Raw genomic sequence first — 18,752 nt, 5'->3', positions numbered from 1 at the left:
AATCGGCGTTTGCCTAAGCCCTGCAGGCCCAGCGATGCAAAACGTCGGAGCCCATTTTTCTACCAAGCCTGAAACCGCACAAACCATGTTTTCTATACTGCGGCATTAGAAAATCTAATGCCTAGCCATTCCCGCATCAGGATACCAGCCTGGCCATTCCTGCCAGTGTGGCATCTCTCTGCATTTCAAACTGCCGGCACTCCTCACTGATCCATTCGGTAAAAGCCTGCACCGCGCGGCTATTCCTGGCATTGCTGTTGACTACCAGGCCATAGGCTGCGCTGGCGCAGGTCGCCAGCGGTACCGCTGGCAACAGCTTGCCGTGCGCCAGTTCATCATGGATCAGCGACGTACGCGCCATTGCAATACCCTCGCCATGCACGGCGGCATTGATGGCCAGCTGCGCCAGGTTGTACTGGTGGCCATGCGCGCCGAATTGCTCTACCGCGCCCGACTTGTCCTGCGTCGCAATGCGCAGCCATTCACCCCATTCCGCGCAGGGCGCTGCGCCTTCCCATGGTGCGTCGTCATGCAGCAGACTCAGCCGCCTGAAGTCCGCCGCCTGCGCCACGGGTTTCGTCTGCGCCAGGAAAGCCCCGCTGGCCACCGGCAGCAAGTACTCCTTCATCAGCGGCGTAATATGCTGCTCGCGGCGCTGCTGCAATTGTTCATATAGCACCAGTACATCAACGCCTTCCAGATTCATCCTTGAGGTGCTCATGCCGAACAGCTCTCCGCGCAGCTTGATTTCTATCTGCGGATGCAGGCTGCTGAAACGGCTGAGACGCGGCATCAGCCACATCATCGAAAAAGACGGCGATGAGCGTATGACCAGTGCTTCGGTAGCAGCGCTCGGTTGGATGGCCTGCATGACGGTTTCAATCTCCGTCAGCGCCAGATGTACGACACGGAACAGGCGCTCCCCCTCCGGCGTCAGCGCCAGTCCTCGCGCGAGCCGGTTGAACAGCTTCACGCCCACCTGCTCTTCCAGCCCCTTGATCTGCTGGCTGACAGCACCCTGGGTGACGTGCAATTCTTCCGCTGCGCGCGTAAAGCTGCAGTTCCTCGCTGCCGCCTCAAAATACTGGATGGCATGCAGGACAAGCGGGGTGACGATCTGGTTTTGTGGCATGGCGGATTTCCCGGAGAGTGCTAATGCGAGAGAACAACAGGCAGCCTTATTCTGCACCCGCCGTCACACATTAGCAAATCTAATCATTCCAAATAGAAATCATGGTTTGCCGTTCTGCTGACGTCGGGCAAATAATGGCGCCTTCTCCCACAGCCACAGCCACCGCAGAGCCATGAACAAACCCGTCATCGCCATCACGCCCGACAGGAACAACGGCGCAGAAGACATAGAGTCGCATTTCTTTATTCGCCGCAATTACTGTTCTGCGGTTGCCGAAAGCGGCGGCACCGCGATCGTGCTGCCTTACTGCATGGATGCTGTAGGCGATTACCTGGACCTGGCAGATGGCGTCATCCTCAGCGGCGGCATGTTCGATATCGCACCGGCGCTATATGGCGCGGCCAGTAGCTATCCGGACAAGGTAGCGCTGAAGGATGACCGCACCCGGTTTGAGCAAGCCGTGCTGCGCGGCGCTTTGCAGAGGGGCATGCCGGTGCTGGGCATTTGCGGCGGCATGCAGCTGATCGCTGTCGAACTGGGCGCGCAATTGCACCAGCACCTGCCGTCCGACCTGCAGAATATTGTCGAGCACAAGCAGCAGGCGCCCTGCAATGAATCCACGCACCGCATCCATATCAAGCCCGGTTCGCACCTGCACCGCATCCTGGGTGTCGATGAATGTCTGATCAATAGCCTGCATCACCAGGCCGTCGTTGAAGAAAACAGGCGTTTTATCGCAGGCGCCGTGGCCGACGATGGCGTTATCGAATCCATTGAGGCGGCGGAGTATCCTTTCTGCATAGGCGTGCAATGGCACCCCGAATACTTCGTCAATGATTGCGAACGCCGCCTGTTCACCGAGCTCGTCAGGGCCGCTGCATGCATGCGCCGCTGACAGATCCCAGCCGCCATCCGGCCTACCGCCCGCTCTATGCGGCGGCGGCAGTGCTGGAACGCTTTATTGCGGCCCACGCACGCGAAATCGGGCTCAGGCAGATCATTGCCGGTGTGCGTTTCTCGGAGGCCGACGTCAAAAAAGCCTGCCGCGCCCTGCTGCTGGCTGGACTGATCATGCCCGGCAGTACTGCCAGCCGCTGGGCCCTCGCCGTCGATCCCGGGCAAATCACGCTGGCCGACGTATGGCAGGCCATTGCCGCCGGTGATGGCTCCAGCAAAGCCCTGTCGCCGAACAATTCCCCGCCCGATGGCAAGACCGACCTGCTGGTGTCGCAAGCGCTACTGTCTGTCGAACCACAGTTCATCGCCCACCTGTCGCGCTTCCGGCTGGATACGGCCAGCCATGCGCAAACCGGTTTTCAGTATGTCAATTATCGGGCGCGCCGGAAGATACGCTTTGCTCCCCCGCCGCAGATCACACTGGAAATATCAGCCGTGCAGGTATTGGCGGTAACGGCAAGTGTCGAGGAACTGGAACCGGCATGACTCCATGCGGATAGGGCTACATTTGCCGGAACTGATGCTGGAACGCCTGGGAAACGCTTAGCCATTCGGTATCTCCGCCAAGCCGCAGCACCAGCCCGCCGTCGGCACGTTTTACCGCATCGATCGCGGCGACGCCGACAATCGTGCTGCGCGATATCTGCCAAAATTTCTCGGTATCGAGCGACGCCATCAACTCCTTGATCGGCGTGCGGATGTGCGCTTCGAAGCCGGCGGTTACCACCCTCGTGTATTTTGCATCCGCGCGGAAGCAGCGAACATCATTGATATTGATGAAACGCAGCTGGTTGCCGCTGGAAGCCTGGATCCAGCTCAGGCGTTCCGGCTTGCGCGACTGCAAACCGGACAGGTCGGCCGGCCGGTGGACCAGCCTGGCCTTGATACGCTGTATACAGACGGCAAGCCGCGCCATGTCCAGCGGCTTGAGCAGGTAATCGACGGCGCCATGGTCGAAGGCATTGACAGCATATTCGTCAAACGCCGTCAGGAAGACGACGTGCGTGCGCCCTGCGGCAACATGGGCCGCCTCTATGCCGGACAAGCCCGGCATGCGCACGTCCAGGAAAGCGACATCGGGCTGCAAGTCTGAAATCTGTTTCGCGGCGCTCATGCCGTCCGCGGCTTCGCCGATAATGTCCAGTTCCGGCCATAACTGCGCCAATGACTGCCTCAGCTCGGCACGCAGCACCGCTTCGTCTTCCGCGAGTATGGCGCTGGCCGCCGGCATATTCATTGTACTGATTCTCCCTTGGTAACGGGCAGAACGAAACTGGCCTTGACGCCGCAAGGGTCAAGCGCCTCCAGTCGCAGTTCGGCCGCCGGGCCGAACAATACGTGCAAACGTTCCTGCAGGTTAAGCAAGCCTATGCCGCCGCCGGTTTCACTCTGAAAGCCTACCCCATCATCGGCCACACTGACCGTCAGCCAGCCCGCATTGCAATTGGCGTCAATCCGCAGGCTTCCACCCCGTACGCGCGGCTCTATACCGTGCTTGATCGCATTTTCCACCAGCGTCATCACCGCCAGCGGCGGGATCATGCAGGCGCAGGCCTCCGGCGCGGCGCTGATATGGAAGTTTAGCCGCTCTCCCAGGCGTATCTTGAGAATATCCAGGAAGGCCTGCGCGCGCTGCAGCTCCTGGCCCAGGCTGGTTGTATTTTCGCGCAGATCGGGCATTGCAGCTCTCAGGTAGGCAATCAGATGGTTCAGCATGGTCTCGGCCGCGCCAGCATCCTGCCTGATCAGCGCCCGCGTATTGGCAAGCGTATTGTATAAAAAATGCGGCTCGATCTGTCCCTGCAACGCGGCCAGTCTGGCTTCCAGTATGCGGCGTTCAGCCTGATGCAGCACTTGCGCCTGTGCCAGCGCCAGACCGGCGCGCCGCCGCACTTCGGCATTGATTTCCTCGGGTGCGCGCAGCAGGACGATGAATGCTGCCAGCACTGCCGGCAGCAGCCAGGCCGGATGCCGTGACAGCGTTGCCGGCCAGAATTCCTGTTGTATGACGCAGGAGATGGCAATACCGGCGCCGGTGGCCGCGGCGAGCACAATCCAGCGAGCCGCCGTAGATAACAGCCATTCCGATTTCCTCAGGCAAACCGATGCGCTCTCCACAATGCAAAAGCATGCCAGCAGGGCGATGCCGTCCGCCATCCATGCATGCGGCGTCAAGGCCCGAGATGCAGTCATCAAAAACAGCATGCCACCGGCCGGCCATACGGGCCAGCCAGGTTCCTCTCCGGCCCGCGCGATTGTTGCGGCGGAGGAGATATCTGTCCAGAGAGGGGCCGGAATCATTCGGCCATGCCGAGGTTGACGATGCTTGCGGCGAGCGGCGCCATCGGCACCAGGTCGGTAACAGGACGCCTGTCTTCAACCTCCTTCTGCTGCAGGGCCGGTATCACGCGGAACTGGATATCGCGAATCCAGATCTTGCCCTTGCCTCGTATGCCTGCGCCCAGTTCAAGATGGGTGACCTCCTTGGGGATGATCATGCTTATTTTGGATTTCTTCCAGTCCCTGCTCCTGATCCAGTCAACTCCCACCGATTTGTAGCGGACCGCGCCAGCTTTGACATCGCCGCCGTCAGTGCCGCGAATCCACATCTGAGCATACGCTGTGCCGTCCAGCGATTTCCCGGTCAGTGAAAATTCCACCATCTGCCCTTGCCAAGGTCTGGCGTCAACAGTCTGCGTCAGCGCGACGAACTCCCCCTCCGCTGCATCCTTGCCTTCCAGATAAACACTGGCATGACCTTCGCTTTTCTCCGCCGGATCAAAGCCTGTTTCGGCCTGAGCCGCCGTCTTGAAGCTGGCCGTCCAGCCCTTGGGCACGCCGGTTTGCGCCGCTCCTGCGAATGACAAATTCATTGCAACCGCCACTGCCAGTGCGGCCGCCAGGATTTTTCCATGTTTCATCGTCGTTCCTCATGTAGTTGATACTGATGCACATGCTGCCTGCGGCGGTAGCGGCAGACAACAGGGCTGCGACAGGTGCGGCGATTTTGCGGATTGCGGCAGGATATGCTGCGATAAACCCAGGAAAACCCGGACTGAGGCGGCCGTATTCTCGGGCGCGCACGGCAACCCCTGGCCAAGATATCCGCTCGGCGAGATTGTACACAGGGATGAGGGATTTGAGCTTAGCGCATGGCGCGCGACAGCATGGCCGGCACCAGGAATTGATGAACCGGCACGACGAAAAACAGGTAAGCGCGTCCCAGGAAGTTGTTGATGTGTACAACCGTGCTGACAGTGACCCTGGGGCTTCCATCTGCCGTGAGATCGCGGTAAATCGAAATCCTGGCTTTCAGGTGCTTGTCGAAATCGCCAAGCACCACTTCGCCGTCAGACAGCGACAGAATGGAAAAAATGCCGGCCCGGTCGCCAATCCGGTAAGTAGCGGCCTTGCGCTCCGGATCTATGCTGGTGAAGCGGCCTATGTCCTTGAGGCCGAATGGCGCCACGATACGATTTCTTGCGGCCATCAACGCATCCATCCAGGCCGGCGTGCGCGAAATGACGTCCAGGTATATTTGCAGCGCCGTGCGTCCTTCCCATTCCAGCGGTACTGCATAGGCATCGTAAAAATAGGCTGTCGCCAGTTCCTGCTGTAATTCGCTTTGCTGCGGCACCTGCGTTGCATGCATGGCTGTTTCCGTCCTGTTGTTCGTCGTTGAGCGCGTCCACCTTCTACGCAGGCTTCAGATCAGTCTCCGGTTCGGAATTGCGGGCGCCGGGGCCGGGGGTAACGTCGCCGCGCTTGCGGTACAGCACCAGTGTGGCAATCAGGCCGCATACGGCGGCAAAGGTCATCCACAGTCCCGGTGCGGCCTTGTCCTTGGTCGCTTCAATCAAGGCCGTCGCAATGGCGGGCGTAAATCCGCCGAAGATCGCCGTAGCGAGGCTATACGCCAGCGAGAAGCCGGCTGTGCGCACTTCGACCGGCATCACTTCGGTCAGCGACACCACCATGGCGCCGTTGTAACTGGCATACAGGAAGGACAGCCACAATTCCACGGTCAGCATCTTGTTGAAGGTCGGCAGGTTGGTCAGCCAGCTCATGGCGGGATACGCCGTGGCGATAGTCAGCAGCGTAAAGAATAGCAGGATGGGGCGGCGTCCCATCTTGTCTGACAGCGCACCCATGATGGGCAGCCAGATGAAATTGGAAATGCCGACGCACAGCGTCACGACCAGACTGTCGGTTGTGCTGAGTTTCAGCACGCTCTTGCCGAAGGTCGGTGTATAGACGGTGATCAGGTAGAACGACACCGTCGTCATTGCCACCAGCATCATGCCTGCAATCACCAGGCCCCAGTTGTCCAGCATCGAGCGGAAAATTTCCTTGGCATCGGGACGGTGCTTGCGCTTTATGAATTCTTCGGTTTCCTGCAGCGAGCGGCGGATCATGAACAGCACCGGCACGATCATGCAGCCGATGAAGAAAGGCACGCGCCAGCCCCAGTCGCCGATCTGCAGCGGGGTCAGTGTCACGTTCAGCGCATAGCCCAGTGCTGCCGCCACGATGATGGCAACCTGCTGGCTGGCGGACTGCCAGCTGACATAGAAACCCTTGTTGCCGGGCGTTGCCATTTCAGACAGGTAGACCGATACGCCGCCCAGCTCCACACCGGCGGAAAAACCTTGCAGCAGACGACCCACCAGCACCAGGAAAGGCGCCAGGTAGCCTATCGTCGCAAACCCGGGCACGAAAGCGATCAGCACGGTGCCGAGCGCCATCAGCGCCAGCGTGACGATCAGGCCACGGCGGCGGCCTACGCGGTCCACATAGGCGCCTAGGAAGATCGCGCCCAGCGGCCGCATCAGGAAACCGGCGCCGAAGGTCATGAAGGTCAGCATCAGCGAGGCGAATTCGTCTCCGGCCGGGAAGAAGGTTTTGGAGATGTACTGTGCGTAAAAACCGAACAGGAAAAAATCGAACATCTCCATGAAGTTGCCGCTGGTCACGCGCAGGACGGTACCGAATTTTGACTGGCTGGGTGCTGGAATGGCTGTCATTATGATCTCGCATATATAAGGAGAAAGGCGCCTTGCTCAGGGGCTTGCCGTATATGCCCCGTCACGGCCAATCGGGCATCCGCCCGGGAGCGTGCAGGGGTCTGTCTGGATTATATAGCAAGCCGTTGCGCAGGCTGAAGGCTTGCGCAATCTGTTGCAGGAAGACAGCGCGATAGATGATGACTTAGCGGGCAGACTGGTATGCCGCCCACGCCACCATCGCCCAGGCCGCCAGGAATCCCAGCCCACCCAGCGGCGTGATCGCACCCAGCACGCGCACGCCGGACAGCGCCAACGCATATAGGCTGCCGCTGAACAGGATGATACCGGCCAGCATCGCAATACCGGCCCAGCCTAGCAGCGCCGGATTCAGTCGCGGCATCAGCAGGGCAACGGCAAACAGGCCCAGCGCATGCATCGCCTGGTAGCTGACCGCGGTCTGCCAGATTGCCAGCATCTCGGCACTGAGTACCTGCTTCAGCCCGTGTGCGCCGAATGCACCGGCGCCGACGGCGATGAACATGTTGATGGCGGCGACAATGATGATGGTGCGTTCATTCATGAGCTTGTCCTTTGAGTTGAGCGCTATTATAGTGCGTGCCACTCGGGCAATGCTGCACCCCGAAAAAAATGGCCGACTAGGTCGGCCATTCTTCAGGCATGCACGCAACCAAACTACTACATCAGGCTGCCTTCTTGTCCTGCTTCGGCGCATTGAACTCCGCCAGCAGCGAGGCCTGGCGCGCCTTTGCGACATTCAGGTGACGCTCCTTCACATGGCCGTAGCCACGGATGTCTTCCGGAATGCTGGCGATGGCAACTGCCTTGGACAGGTTGTCTGCGTTCAGCTGCGGCAGCAGGCTGGACAGCAATTGCTTGTACTCGACAGGCAAGGCGCGTTCCATCTTGCGCTCTTCCGTATAGCCGAAAATATCGAGCATGCCGCCGCGCAGGAATTTGCCTTTGGCCAGAAGGCCGAAGGCTTTCATCATCCACGGGCCGAAGGATTGCTTGATCAGGTGTCCCTTGGCATCGCGCTTGGCCAGCAAAGGCGGCGCCAGGTGGAAATTGATCTTGTAATCGCCTTCGAACATGTCGGCAATCTTTTTCTCGAAGCTGCCGGTAGTGTACAGGCGTGCGACTTCATACTCGTCCTTGTAGGCCATCAGCTTGAACAAATAGCGTGCTGCGGCTTCCGTCAGGCGCAGGCTCCTGGCGCCGTCCACGACTTTCTCTTCCGCCGCCTTGACCTGGCCGATGAAGTCCACATACTGCCTGGCGTAGGCTGCGTCCTGGTAATCGGTCAGGAAGGCAGTGCGCTTGGCGATGATGTCATCCAGCGTCGGTGCACGTTTCAGTTCGATGACCAGGGCAGGCGTAATCAGCTTCTCCACCGCAGGCAGGTCATGCGCGGCGATCCGGCCCCAGTTGAAGGCTTTCTTGTTGAAGTCTACCGAGACACCGTTCAATTCGATGGCGCGCATCAATACTGCCTCGGTCAGCGGCACCCAGCCTTTTTGCCATGCATAACCAAGCATGAACATATTGGTGGCGATATTGTCGCCCATCAGCGCAGTGGCGATCCTGCCAGCATCGATCAGCGATACATGGTCGCTGCCGCAGGCTGCACGGATGTCGCTCTCGGCGCCGGCGCCGGGAAACTGCCAGTCCGGGTTCTTGACGAAAGCGGCGGTCGGCGTGCCGGTGGAATTGATTGCAGCGTAAGTACGGCCTTCGCCCATGCGCGACAACGCATCCTTGCCGGCAGTGACGATGACGTCGCAGCCAATCACCAGATCCGCCGCGCCGGTGCCGACACGGGTGGAATGGATGTCTTCCGGCTTGTCTGCCAGGCGCACGTGGGACAGCACAGGACCGCCTTTTTGCGCCAGGCCGCTCATGTCCAGTACCGAACAGCCCTTGCCGGCAACGTGCGCCGCCATCGCCAGGATCTGGCCGACGGTGACCACGCCGGTGCCGCCTATGCCGGTCACCAGGATGCCGAAAGGCTCCGCGGTGGACGGGATGACGGGAACAGGCAGGTTGGCCACGTCCAGCGACGACGTCGTGCCCTCCACCTTGGCCTTTTTCGGTTTCTTCAGGCTGCCGCCTTCCACCGTCACAAAGCTCGGGCAGAAACCGGTAACGCAGGAGAAGTCCTTGTTGCAGGACGACTGGTTGATCTGGCGCTTGCGGCCGAGTTCAGTTTCCAGCGGTTCCACCGACAGACAGTTGGATTGCACACTGCAATCGCCGCAGCCTTCGCAGACTGCCTCGTTGATCACGGCACGCTTGGCCGGATCCGGGTATTCATTACGTTTCCGGCGGCGGCGTTTTTCGCTGGCACAGGTCTGGTCGTAGATCATTGCCGAGACGCCCTTGACTTCGCGCAGCTCGCGCTGCACGGCATCCAGCTCGCTGCGATGGCGCACGGTCACGCCGGGCGCCCATGCGTAGTCGGCGGGATACTTGTCCGGCTCGTCGGTGACGACGATGATAGGGGTCACGCCTTCGGCGGCGATCTGGCGCGAAATCATCGCCGGGTCCAGCGGGCCGTCGAATTCCTGGCCGCCGGTCATCGCTACCGCGTCGTTATACAGAATCTTGTAGGTGATGTTGACCTTGCCCGATACCGCTGCGCGGATTGCCAGCAGGCCGGAATGATAATAGGTGCCGTCGCCCAGGTTGCTGAACACATGCTGTTCGGTCGTAAACGGGGCCTGGCCTATCCAGGTCGTGCCTTCTGCGCCCATGTGCGTGAAGGTGGAGGTTTCCCTGTCCATCCACAGCACCATGTAGTGGCAGCCGATCCCGGCCAGCGCACGACTGCCTTCCGGCACCTTGGTCGACGTATTGTGCGGACAGCCGGAGCAGAAATGCGGAATACGGTCCTTGTTCGGATCCGGTTTGCTGGACATGACTTTCAGCACCGACTCCTTGGCTTCCAGGTAGGCGATGCGCTCCTTGACACGCTGCTCCACCGGGTGGCCGGCGAAATAGCGCGAGATGCGCGATGCCACTGCACGGGCGATCTGCGCCGGTGTCAGCTCATAGGTGGCCGGCAGCAGCCAGTCGCCATGGCCTGCGCCCTGCAGATTGCTCCATTCGCCGGTATCGTCGAACTTGCCGACCACGCGTGGACGCTGGCCGTCCGGCAGGTTGTACAGTTCTTCCTTTATCTGGTATTCGAGAATCTGGCGTTTTTCTTCAACAACCAGGATTTCTTCCAGGCCCTCGGCAAACTGGTGCACGCCCTGCGATTCGAGCGGCCAGGTCATGCCTATTTTGTACAGGCGGATGCCGACGTCATGCGCAACCTGCTCGTCTATGCCCAGATCGGCCAGCGCCTGGCGCGTATCGAGGTAGGATTTGCCGGCGGTGACAATGCCGATGCGCGCCTTGGGGCTGTCCCATACAATCTGGTTCAGTTTGTTGGCGCGCGCATAGGCCAGCGCCGCATACCATTTATAGTTGTTCATCCGCGCTTCCTGATCCAGCACGGCATCCGGCATGCGGATGTTGAGGCCGTCAGGCGGCAGGATCAGGTCGGTCGGGATGACAGGTTGCACGCGGTCCGGATCGATGTCGACGGCAGCGCCGGATTCAACGATGTCGGTCACGCATTTCATCGAGACCCACAGGCCGGTGTAGCGGCTCATTGCAAATGCATGCAGGCCGTAGTCCAGGTATTCCTGCACCGACGATGGATACAGCACGGGAATGCCGCAGGCTTTCAGGATATGTTCGCTCTGATGCGCGGTGGTGGACGATTTGGCCGCATGGTCGTCGCCGGCCAGCACCAGCACGCCGCCGTGCTTGGACGTGCCCGCCATGTTCGCATGCTTGAAGACGTCGCCGCAGCGGTCCACACCGGGGCCCTTGCCGTACCAGATGGAAAACACGCCGTCGTATTTGGCGCCGGGATACAGGTTGACCTGCTGCGTGCCCCACACGGTAGTTGCCGCCAGATCCTCGTTGACGCCGGGATGGAACGTCACATGGTGGGCCGCCAGGTGCTTCTTGGCTTTTTGCGCAGTCATGTCGACGCCGCCCAATGGCGAGCCGCGATAGCCTGTGATGAAGCCGCCGGTGTTCAGGCCTGCCTTCACATCATGCTGGCGCTGCAGCATCGCCAGGCGGATGATGGCCTGCGTGCCGGTCATGAAGGCGCGGCCGCGCTCCAGCGTAAATTTGTCATCCAGGGAAATCTTGTCGTCCACCAGCGGGTTATGCTGATCGACCTTGAGGGGTGCGTTCATGGGGTCTCCGTGCTTTGGTTTCGTTGCGAGGATATCGCTTCAAACAGAATCACCTTGTGGGTAATCATATATGGGATTCGCTAAGATAGTTGCACAATCGGCGCCTATTCCTGCCTCGCGAATCTCCGGTTTGTTCTATGACGGATCGCACATTAACACGCTGTACCGGCCAATTCAATGGACACTGCAACATAAAGAGACCAGTACAGCATTGCTGACACTTTACTAAAGTGTACCGGTTAAATTGACATTAATTCTTGATGGAAATTGCACTTCTCTGGCGCGCCTCCATATCAATATGGGTAAATAGCATTTTGTACTCAGGCTCAGCCAATTCTCCCCGTCCGGCGTCTGCAACAGAGAAAAATTACTTAAATACAACAAATGAGCGATCTGCTGGAGTAAAAATCGACCGGCACTCGGCTGTAATACCCGTTCCCGCCAATTGCGTAAGTGAATAAGTCTATAATGGCAAAATGAAACTTAAATTCACAAAGATGCATGGCGCCGGCAATGATTTTGTCGTCATCGATGCCATCAACCAGCAGATCGCCTTTACCCCGGAACAGTGGAAGCAGTTGGCTGACCGCCGTTTCGGCGTCGGCGCGGACCAGATTCTGGTAGTGGAAAAGCCTGATACCGAGGGCGTGGATTTCCGCTACCGCATTTATAACGCTGACGGCGGCGAAGTGGAACAGTGCGGCAACGGCTCACGCGCCTTTGTCCGCTTTGTGCGCGACAAGGGCCTGACGACCAAGGATGCGATCCGGGTGGAAACCCTGTCCGGCATCATAGAACCGCGGCTGGAAGCAGACGGCAGCGTCACGGTGGACATGGGCGCGCCTGTGCTGGAACCGGCCAAAGTGCCGTTCGACGCCAACGGCCTGACGTCCCGCGCCGAAGGCCGCGATGCACTGTGGCCGCTGGAAGTGAATGGCAAGACCGTATGGATTTCGACGATCTCCATGGGCAATCCGCATGCGGTGCAGGTGGTGGAGGACACCGAAGCCTGGCCGGTATTGGCCGATGGCCCGGTGATAGAACACCATCCGCGCTTTCCGCGCCGGGTGAATGTGGGTTTCATGCAGATTGTGGACAAGCAGCATATACGCCTGCGCGTATATGAACGCGGCGCCGGCGAGACGCTGGCCTGCGGCACCGGCGCCTGCGCGGCAGCCGTGGCCGGCATGCGCCGTGGCCTGCTGGAATCGCCGGTGCGGGTAACAACGCACGGCGGAGAATTATCGATTGCATGGCAGGGCGAAGGCCAGCCGGTATTAATGAGCGGGCCGGCGGTGTCGGTGTACGAAGGCGAAATCAACATTTAATCTATCACTCATGAATTCTAACGACATAGCGGATTACCTGACCCAACACCCCCATTTCTTTGAAGAGCATGCAGAACTGCTGTCCGCCGTCAAACTGACCAGCCCGCTACTCGGCCGCGCCATTTCGCTGCAGGAGCGGCAAATGGAAATCGTCAGGGAAAAATACAAGCTGCTGGAGCTGCGCATGTCAGACCTGATGCGCGTTGCGCAGGAAAATGACGGCATCACAACCAAGTTCCAGACCTGGACCCGTTCGCTGTTGCTGGCGCGCAATGATGTGGACTTGCCCTATGTATTGACGCAAGGCTTGCAGCAGTTCTTCGACTTGCCGCACGCTACGCTGCGGCTGTGGAATACGGCGGAAGACTATTCGCATACCTGGTTCTCGCAGTCGGTGACGGAAGACGTGCGCCTGTTTGCAAAGGGCCTGAATTCGCCTTTCTGCGGCAAGAACATGGATTTTGAAGCCGCCGGCTGGATAGAGTCTGAAGAACCGATACAGTCGCTGGCCATGCTGCCGCTACGCCTGGCGCCGGGCGCATCTACCTTCGGCCTGCTGGTGCTGGGCTCGCCCGACCCTGCCCGCTATACCAAAGAGATGGCCACCGATTTCCTGTCCAGGATAGCCGATACCAGCAGCGCCGCACTGAGCTGCCTCATCGAGTAAGTCCATGGACAACGCAAGGCTCGCCGACTATCTGCAGGTCTTGCGCACACAGCGCAATTTATCTCCGCATACGGTGTCCAGCTACCGGCTAGACCTGGAGGAGTTGGCGTCGCTGGCAGCCGCTGCCGGAGAACCCGACCTTGCCGCTCTCTCCTATTTTCATATCCGCCGCTTCACATCGCAACTGCACGCCAACGGGCAGAGTCCGCGCAGCATTGCGCGCAAGCTGTCCGGCTGGCGCGGCTTTTACCGCTGGCTGGCGGAGCAGCAGCCTTTGCCCGGCAACCCCGTCGACGGCATCAAGGCGCCCAAACGCGGCAAGTCCCTGCCCAAGGCGCTGGGCGCGGACGATGCAGTCCGCCTGGTGTCGCAGGCACGTAGCGACGGCGCCACGCCGGCCGCCAACCGGGCCATGTTTGAGCTGCTGTATTCCAGCGGCCTGCGGGTTTCGGAATTGGTAGGGCTGGATGTCGCCAACGTGGCGGAAAAAGGCCACACTTCGCTGGGCTGGGTGGATATGGAGCAACAGGAGGTCGTCGTCACCGGCAAGGGTAACAAGCAGCGCATCGTACCGGTCGGCAAGCCTGCGCTGGAAGCCATACAGGCCTGGCTGGCATTGCGCCCTGCTTTGCAGAAGCTGGACCCGCATCCGTTGTTCCTGACCGAACGCGGCACCCGCATGTCTGCCCGGCTGGTGCAGCTGCGGTTAAAAGCACATGCGCAATCGCTGGACATCCCGGCCGACGTGCATCCGCACGTGCTGCGCCATTCGTTTGCGTCGCACGTGCTGCAATCCTCCGGCGACTTGCGCGCGGTACAGGAAATGCTGGGCCACAGCTCCATCGCAGCGACACAGGTGTATACGTCGCTGGATTTCCAGCATCTGTCCAAGGTCTACGACCAGGCCCATCCGCGCGCCAAGAAATAAGCGGTTGCCCCTTTTAAAAAAAATTGCCTAGATTCAGTGTTTTGCAACTGAATTGCAATTTGATGCATAATAGGGGCTTCGCCTCCAGGCGTTTTTTCATTTACCGCCTTATCCATGAAAACCAAGCTCGCCAGCAACCCGCCCGCCGATCCGCACCATAGCCACGCCCAGCATGGCAAGGCGCTGGCGGAGAACATGTTGCGCAATTCCTCGGTGCGGGCCACCGAAGCCAGGATCAATGTGCTGGCCGTGCTGCTGGACAACCGCTGTGCGCTGTCCCATCAGGAAGTGCAGGATGCCTTGCAGAGCATGGACAGGGTCACACTGTACCGCGCGCTGGATTGCCTGACCGATGCCGGCCTCACCCATAAGATTGCCGGCGACGACCGCGTGTACCGCTACAGCACCGGCGGCGAACATGGCGACCACCAGCATGCGTCCGGCACCATCCAGCACCAGCACGGCCATTTCAAATGCACGCGCTGCACGCGGGTGTTTTGCCTGGATGATGAGCACAGCGAGCAAGATGCCGATCCTGCGCCACCGTCCTTGAAACAGCAGTTGCAGGCCACGCTGCGCGCGACGTCCAGCCGCGGCTTCCAGAGCCACGACATAGAGCTGACCATCAAGGGCTGGTGCGCAGACTGCGCAAAGTAGGCAAACTCCGGCGCAACAACCACTGAGCGGGTTGCCGCAGGCTGTACACATAATCCCATTAAGTCACAAGCAGAGATACCACCATGGCATTGATCCCCACCACCATCCTGACCGGCTTCCTCGGCGCCGGCAAAACCACCTTGCTGAACCGCATCCTGCAGGAAGACCACGGCCACAAGATTGCCGTGATCGAGAATGAATTCGGCCAGGAAAACATCGACAATGAGATCCTGGTCCAGGACAGCAATGAGCAGATCGTCGAGATGAACAACGGCTGTATCTGCTGCACGGTGCGCGGCGACCTGATCGTTGCGCTCAGCAAGCTGGCTGAGCAGAAACGCGATGGCATCCTGAACTTTGACCGTGTGATCATAGAAACCACAGGGCTGGCCAACCCCGGCCCGGTAGCGCAGACCTTCTTCGTCGATGACGAAGTGGGCATGAACTATATGCTGGATGCGGTAGTCACCGTGGTAGATGCGCGACATGCAATGCAGCAGCTGGATGAACACGAAGAAGCACAGCGGCAGGTAGGCTTTGCCGACAAGATATTGCTGTCCAAGACCGACCTGGTGGATGCGCAGCAAGTGGCGGCACTGCGCACGCGCCTGACCCGCATCAACCCGCGCACCAGTATCGTGCCGGTTGATTTCGGCAAGGTCGCCATCGCCGAAGTGCTGGACCTGCGCGGCTTCAACCTGAATGCAAAACTGGAACTGGATCCCGATTTCCTGCAGGCGGAAGAGGAACATGATCACGCACATGAACATGCGCAAGAGCATGACCACGTGCATGATGAAAATTGCAAGCACGACCATCACGACCACCACCATGCGCACCACAGCGACGACATCGCCGCTTTCGTGTTCAAAAGCCTGCGCCCTTTCGATACGGCCAAGCTGGATGAATTCCTGGGCGGCCTGGTGCAGGTTTTTGGGCCGCGCATGCTGCGCTACAAGGGTGTGCTGTTGATGGATGGCGCCGACCGCAAGGTCATTTTTCAGGGTGTGCACCAGATTATGGGTACCGATGTAGGCGGTAAATGGGCTGACGGGGAGACCAGGGAAAGCAAGATGGTTTTTATTGGCAAAAATCTACCAAAAGATATTTTTATTGAAGGATTAAGCCAATGTTTGGTATAAACTAGCGGGCTACTGAGAGCGGCGATGCCGTTTTAGCTAAATGACCGGTGTCACGCAGAGGTCATTTACTTTGTCAGTAAGGGGAGGATAATGGCCTTGTCCGGATTGCTTTCATGGAAAATAGTGATAATGTGAACCATGAATCGCATCCCGGCTATTACTTGTGTGTTAACCCGTCGTATCGAAAGTTAAGCGAAGTGGCAACTAAATCACCTAAATCGACTGCAACAGTCAATGCGCCTGCAACTCTGCTCACTGAAGAAGAAATTCTGAAGATGGGCGAGAAGGACTATATGAACGATGCACAACTGGCATTTTTCAAGGCCCGTTTGCAACAGCTTGAGAAGGATTTGCTTAAAAACGCCGACGAAACAACGGAACATCTGCGTGAAACCGTGCTGGTGCCTGATCCGGCAGACCGCGCCACGATCGAGGAAGAACATGCGCTGGAACTGCGCACCCGCGACCGTGAACGCAAACTGCTGAAAAAAGTGCAGCAGTCCATCGCCAGCATTGATGATGGCGATTACGGCTGGTGCGAAGAAACAGGCGAACCTATCGGTGTTCCCCGTTTGCTGGCTCGTCCGACAGCAACCCTGTCGCTGGAAGCGCAGCAAAGACGCGAAATGAAGCAAAAGCTGTACGGTGACTGATTGCACGGCAAGCTGTGCGAAACGCTTGACAGAAAGCGTGCAGGAATACTGCACGCTTTTTTAATATCTAAATATGTAACCAAGACAATTACAGATGATCTCCCTGAGCGAAAAGACATGGGCAGATGCTTACTTGTAAATATTTGTAAATGGGAAACAATTTTGCTTGCCCCTGATTCAGAATTAGGCCCCGTACCGGCCCCAGATTCCCGGATTGAAAATCCCTATTTGAGCTTATAGTCTGTCAAAGTGGCACAATACCGACAATAGCTAACGCTAATTGGGGTTTGTGCGAACGCCGGAACCGGCGAGCTTAACAATAATTGAGTGAATGGGACTATACTTTAGTCTCGCGAATAGGTGTCTACCCGGCATCTATGGATCTTTTTGTTCAGAGTCACAGTTAACGGTAGCTCTACCTACCTAACACACAGGATTAACGTGGGGATTTTTTCGCTTTTCGGTAAGAAGAACGAGCAGAAGGAAAATACTTCCACTGCCAGGTCTTCCTCTAAAAACTCACAGCCCAAGGGGGTTGAATCTTCTTCGGAAAACGCTGTTACCGACGATGCATTCGCCCAGTCCGTACTGGCGCAAAAGCATAAGGCGCGCGCCACGGAACGCAAGATAGACGCCATCGAATTCGAAATGTCGCGTGACATTGTCCGGTCGAAACCCGGCAGCATGCGCAATACCACCATCGGCGGCGGCCCGGTGACCCAGACCCAAGCCCAAGCCCACGCCAATACTCAGGCGCATACCCAGGCCAATACCCAAAACCAGGCAGCTGCCGCGCCGGCCAGGCAGCCCGCCAACGCCTCCCTGGGCAGGAAAGCCATACCCGCCGCACAGCTGATCACTGATTTTCAGAGCACGATGCCGCTGGTCGGCCCGAATACCGACTACCTGCTCGGCAGCACAGATACGCTGGGCCGCCATGACACGCTGGTGGCCGCTACGCTGGCGCCGACCGAATCGGTACCGGTGCTGGAAGAAGCCGCGATCCTGTTTGCCAGCGGCCAGTCCGAAGTGGCCGAACAGATGCTGTCCAGCTGGATCCACCAGGACAGCCTGGGACCGGCAGCCCAGCTTGGCTGGTATATGCTGTTCGACCTGTACCAGATCACTGGCAAGCAGGCAAAATTTGAAGCGCTGTCGCTGGAGTACGCCAGCAAGTTTGAAACCTCGCCGCCGGTCTGGGTGGATTCCTCCAAAAAGAGCGCAGATACCGATAGCAGGAGCCACCCTAGCGATATCCCCACGGTATCTTTCCCTAGGCAGCTAGACGGCGACATCGCCAAATTGCTGGAAAAGCTGCAGGAGCTGAGCCAGAAAAGCCGCACGATCAAACTGGAATTTGCCCGTGTGAAGCAGGTAGATCCGGCAGGCGCAGCGCTGCTGCTGGCCGCCATCAAGAAACTGAACAAGTCCGGCCATGACCTGGTGCTGGTCGGCGCGCATGAACTGACGGTGTGCCTGCGCGGCATACTGGAAGTAGGCCGCCGCGACGAAACCGAAGCGCCATGGCTGCTGTTGCTGGAAATCCTGCAGCTGCTGCAGCTGGAGCAGGTGTTTGAAGAAACCAGTATCGATTACTGCATTACCTTTGAAGTGTCTCCTCCGTCTTTCGTGGCGCCAAAAAACAAGGTCACCACATCTGCGCCGGAACTTGAAGTGGAAGCACCGTCCGACCGCTTCATGATGCCCACCGTCATAGAAGGCAAAACCGACGCGCTGATCGGCCAGATCACCGTGCATGCCAAACAGCACAGCACGATCCTGCTGGATTGCTCGCGGCTGGAAAGGGTGGAATTCGGTGCATCGGCCCAGTTGCTAAGCGGCCTGGTTCCACTGGCGACACAGAAAGATACGACGATACAGTTTCACGAAGTGAATTACCTGGTGATGGCGCTGTTCAATGCGATGGGCCTGAAAAACGTTGCGGCGATCTTTCCCCGCAAACAGTAACACGCACTAACGGCATTAAACTTCCTGCTGCCGCACT

The 18,752-nt window shown here is 58.7% G+C and carries 17 protein-coding genes; 9 read left to right on the top strand and 8 right to left on the bottom strand.

What is annotated here, in order from left to right; all coding sequences use genetic code 11:
- Window positions 1–136: 136 nt before the first annotated feature.
- A complete protein-coding gene (locus ACO0LO_RS23690; protein WP_422968027.1) occupies window positions 137–1,132 on the bottom strand; it encodes a LysR family transcriptional regulator in 996 nt (331 codons plus the stop codon).
- Between the two features lie 172 nt (window positions 1,133–1,304).
- Between ACO0LO_RS23690 and ACO0LO_RS23685 the strand changes: the two genes are divergently transcribed.
- Entirely contained in the window at window positions 1,305–2,027 is a 723-nt protein-coding gene (locus ACO0LO_RS23685; RefSeq protein WP_422968025.1) for a gamma-glutamyl-gamma-aminobutyrate hydrolase family protein, read from the top strand.
- Window positions 2,012–2,575 (top strand): hypothetical protein, encoded by a 564-nt coding sequence (locus ACO0LO_RS23680; RefSeq protein WP_422968023.1) that lies wholly within the window; start codon window positions 2,012–2,014, stop codon window positions 2,573–2,575. The genes ACO0LO_RS23685 and ACO0LO_RS23680 overlap by 16 nt, the downstream gene beginning before the upstream one ends.
- A 16-nt stretch (window positions 2,576–2,591) precedes the next feature.
- Here ACO0LO_RS23680 and ACO0LO_RS23675 read toward each other — a convergent pair whose 3' ends face one another.
- The 7 genes from ACO0LO_RS23675 to ACO0LO_RS23645 form a co-directional block, all read right to left on the bottom strand.
- The gene (locus tag ACO0LO_RS23675) at window positions 2,592–3,326 is read right to left on the bottom strand and encodes a LytR/AlgR family response regulator transcription factor (protein ID WP_422968021.1); all 735 of its coding nucleotides are present in this window, start codon (window positions 3,324–3,326) and stop codon (window positions 2,592–2,594) included.
- The gene (locus ACO0LO_RS23670) at window positions 3,323–4,282 is read right to left on the bottom strand and encodes a sensor histidine kinase (protein ID WP_422968019.1); all 960 of its coding nucleotides are present in this window, start codon (window positions 4,280–4,282) and stop codon (window positions 3,323–3,325) included. Before ACO0LO_RS23670 ends, ACO0LO_RS23675 begins: the two co-directional genes overlap by 4 nt.
- Window positions 4,283–4,386: 104 nt before the next feature.
- Complete coding sequence (locus ACO0LO_RS23665; RefSeq protein ID WP_422968017.1) at window positions 4,387–5,010, bottom strand: hypothetical protein; 624 nt, start codon at window positions 5,008–5,010, stop codon at window positions 4,387–4,389.
- A gap of 224 nt (window positions 5,011–5,234) precedes the next feature.
- Window positions 5,235–5,741 (bottom strand): DUF2867 domain-containing protein, encoded by a 507-nt coding sequence (locus tag ACO0LO_RS23660; RefSeq protein ID WP_422968015.1) that lies wholly within the window; start codon window positions 5,739–5,741, stop codon window positions 5,235–5,237.
- Window positions 5,742–5,784: 43 nt separating this feature from the next.
- The gene (locus ACO0LO_RS23655) at window positions 5,785–7,113 is read right to left on the bottom strand and encodes an MFS transporter (protein ID WP_422968014.1); all 1,329 of its coding nucleotides are present in this window, start codon (window positions 7,111–7,113) and stop codon (window positions 5,785–5,787) included.
- Between the two features lie 184 nt (window positions 7,114–7,297).
- Complete coding sequence (locus tag ACO0LO_RS23650) at window positions 7,298–7,675, bottom strand: DUF423 domain-containing protein (RefSeq protein ID WP_422968012.1); 378 nt, start codon at window positions 7,673–7,675, stop codon at window positions 7,298–7,300.
- Between the two features lie 121 nt (window positions 7,676–7,796).
- Window positions 7,797–11,372 (bottom strand): indolepyruvate ferredoxin oxidoreductase family protein, encoded by a 3,576-nt coding sequence (locus ACO0LO_RS23645; RefSeq protein ID WP_422968010.1) that lies wholly within the window; start codon window positions 11,370–11,372, stop codon window positions 7,797–7,799.
- Window positions 11,373–11,848: 476 nt separating this feature from the next.
- Here ACO0LO_RS23645 and dapF point away from each other — a divergent pair, with 476 nt between their 5' ends.
- The 7 genes from dapF to ACO0LO_RS23610 all read left to right on the top strand — a co-directional run bounded on the left by dapF (window position 11,849) and on the right by ACO0LO_RS23610 (window position 18,715).
- Complete coding sequence (gene dapF, locus ACO0LO_RS23640) at window positions 11,849–12,700, top strand: diaminopimelate epimerase (protein WP_422968008.1); 852 nt, start codon at window positions 11,849–11,851, stop codon at window positions 12,698–12,700.
- Window positions 12,701–12,710: 10 nt separating this feature from the next.
- Window positions 12,711–13,367 (top strand): DUF484 family protein, encoded by a 657-nt coding sequence (locus ACO0LO_RS23635; RefSeq protein ID WP_422968006.1) that lies wholly within the window; start codon window positions 12,711–12,713, stop codon window positions 13,365–13,367.
- A 4-nt stretch (window positions 13,368–13,371) separates the two neighbouring features.
- The gene (xerC, locus tag ACO0LO_RS23630; RefSeq protein ID WP_422968004.1) at window positions 13,372–14,295 is read left to right on the top strand and encodes a tyrosine recombinase XerC; all 924 of its coding nucleotides are present in this window, start codon (window positions 13,372–13,374) and stop codon (window positions 14,293–14,295) included.
- Window positions 14,296–14,409: 114 nt separating this feature from the next.
- Entirely contained in the window at window positions 14,410–14,952 is a 543-nt protein-coding gene (locus tag ACO0LO_RS23625; RefSeq protein WP_422968002.1) for a Fur family transcriptional regulator, read from the top strand.
- A gap of 83 nt (window positions 14,953–15,035) precedes the next feature.
- The gene (locus tag ACO0LO_RS23620) at window positions 15,036–16,094 is read left to right on the top strand and encodes a CobW family GTP-binding protein (protein ID WP_422968000.1); all 1,059 of its coding nucleotides are present in this window, start codon (window positions 15,036–15,038) and stop codon (window positions 16,092–16,094) included.
- A gap of 248 nt (window positions 16,095–16,342) precedes the next feature.
- Window positions 16,343–16,747: an RNA polymerase-binding protein DksA gene (dksA, locus tag ACO0LO_RS23615; RefSeq protein WP_422968224.1), complete on the top strand. Its 405-nt coding sequence runs from the start codon at window positions 16,343–16,345 to the stop codon at window positions 16,745–16,747.
- A gap of 441 nt (window positions 16,748–17,188) precedes the next feature.
- Window positions 17,189–18,715 carry an STAS domain-containing protein gene (locus tag ACO0LO_RS23610; protein WP_422967998.1) on the top strand — a complete coding sequence of 509 codons (1,527 nt, stop codon included), beginning with the start codon at window positions 17,189–17,191 and terminating at the stop codon, window positions 18,713–18,715.
- Window positions 18,716–18,752 lie beyond the last annotated feature (37 nt).

The organism is Undibacterium sp. TJN25, assembly GCF_049339885.1.
GTDB lineage: Bacteria > Pseudomonadota > Gammaproteobacteria > Burkholderiales > Burkholderiaceae_D > Undibacterium.
Note: the sequence above shows the minus strand (reverse complement) of the source record. Positions and strands in the feature narration are given on the sequence as shown.

Excerpts from the sequence above, each read along its gene's own strand:
- ACO0LO_RS23680 (WP_422968023.1), top strand. The coding sequence starts at position 2,012 with ATGCATGCGCCGCTGACAGATCCCAGCCGCCATCCGGCCTACCGCCCG.
- ACO0LO_RS23670 (WP_422968019.1), bottom strand. The coding sequence starts at position 4,282 with ATGACTGCATCTCGGGCCTTGACGCCGCATGCATGGATGGCGGACGGC.
- ACO0LO_RS23635 (WP_422968006.1), top strand. The coding sequence starts at position 12,711 with ATGAATTCTAACGACATAGCGGATTACCTGACCCAACACCCCCATTTC.
- ACO0LO_RS23675 (WP_422968021.1), bottom strand. The coding sequence starts at position 3,326 with ATGAATATGCCGGCGGCCAGCGCCATACTCGCGGAAGACGAAGCGGTG.
- xerC (WP_422968004.1), top strand. The coding sequence starts at position 13,372 with ATGGACAACGCAAGGCTCGCCGACTATCTGCAGGTCTTGCGCACACAG.
- ACO0LO_RS23660 (WP_422968015.1), bottom strand. The coding sequence starts at position 5,741 with ATGCATGCAACGCAGGTGCCGCAGCAAAGCGAATTACAGCAGGAACTG.
- ACO0LO_RS23665 (WP_422968017.1), bottom strand. The coding sequence starts at position 5,010 with ATGAAACATGGAAAAATCCTGGCGGCCGCACTGGCAGTGGCGGTTGCA.
- ACO0LO_RS23625 (WP_422968002.1), top strand. The coding sequence starts at position 14,410 with ATGAAAACCAAGCTCGCCAGCAACCCGCCCGCCGATCCGCACCATAGC.
- ACO0LO_RS23650 (WP_422968012.1), bottom strand. The coding sequence starts at position 7,675 with ATGAATGAACGCACCATCATCATTGTCGCCGCCATCAACATGTTCATC.
- ACO0LO_RS23690 (WP_422968027.1), bottom strand. The coding sequence starts at position 1,132 with ATGCCACAAAACCAGATCGTCACCCCGCTTGTCCTGCATGCCATCCAG.
- ACO0LO_RS23685 (WP_422968025.1), top strand. The coding sequence starts at position 1,305 with ATGAACAAACCCGTCATCGCCATCACGCCCGACAGGAACAACGGCGCA.
- ACO0LO_RS23645 (WP_422968010.1), bottom strand. The coding sequence starts at position 11,372 with ATGAACGCACCCCTCAAGGTCGATCAGCATAACCCGCTGGTGGACGAC.
- ACO0LO_RS23655 (WP_422968014.1), bottom strand. The coding sequence starts at position 7,113 with ATGACAGCCATTCCAGCACCCAGCCAGTCAAAATTCGGTACCGTCCTG.
- ACO0LO_RS23620 (WP_422968000.1), top strand. The coding sequence starts at position 15,036 with ATGGCATTGATCCCCACCACCATCCTGACCGGCTTCCTCGGCGCCGGC.
- dapF (WP_422968008.1), top strand. The coding sequence starts at position 11,849 with ATGAAACTTAAATTCACAAAGATGCATGGCGCCGGCAATGATTTTGTC.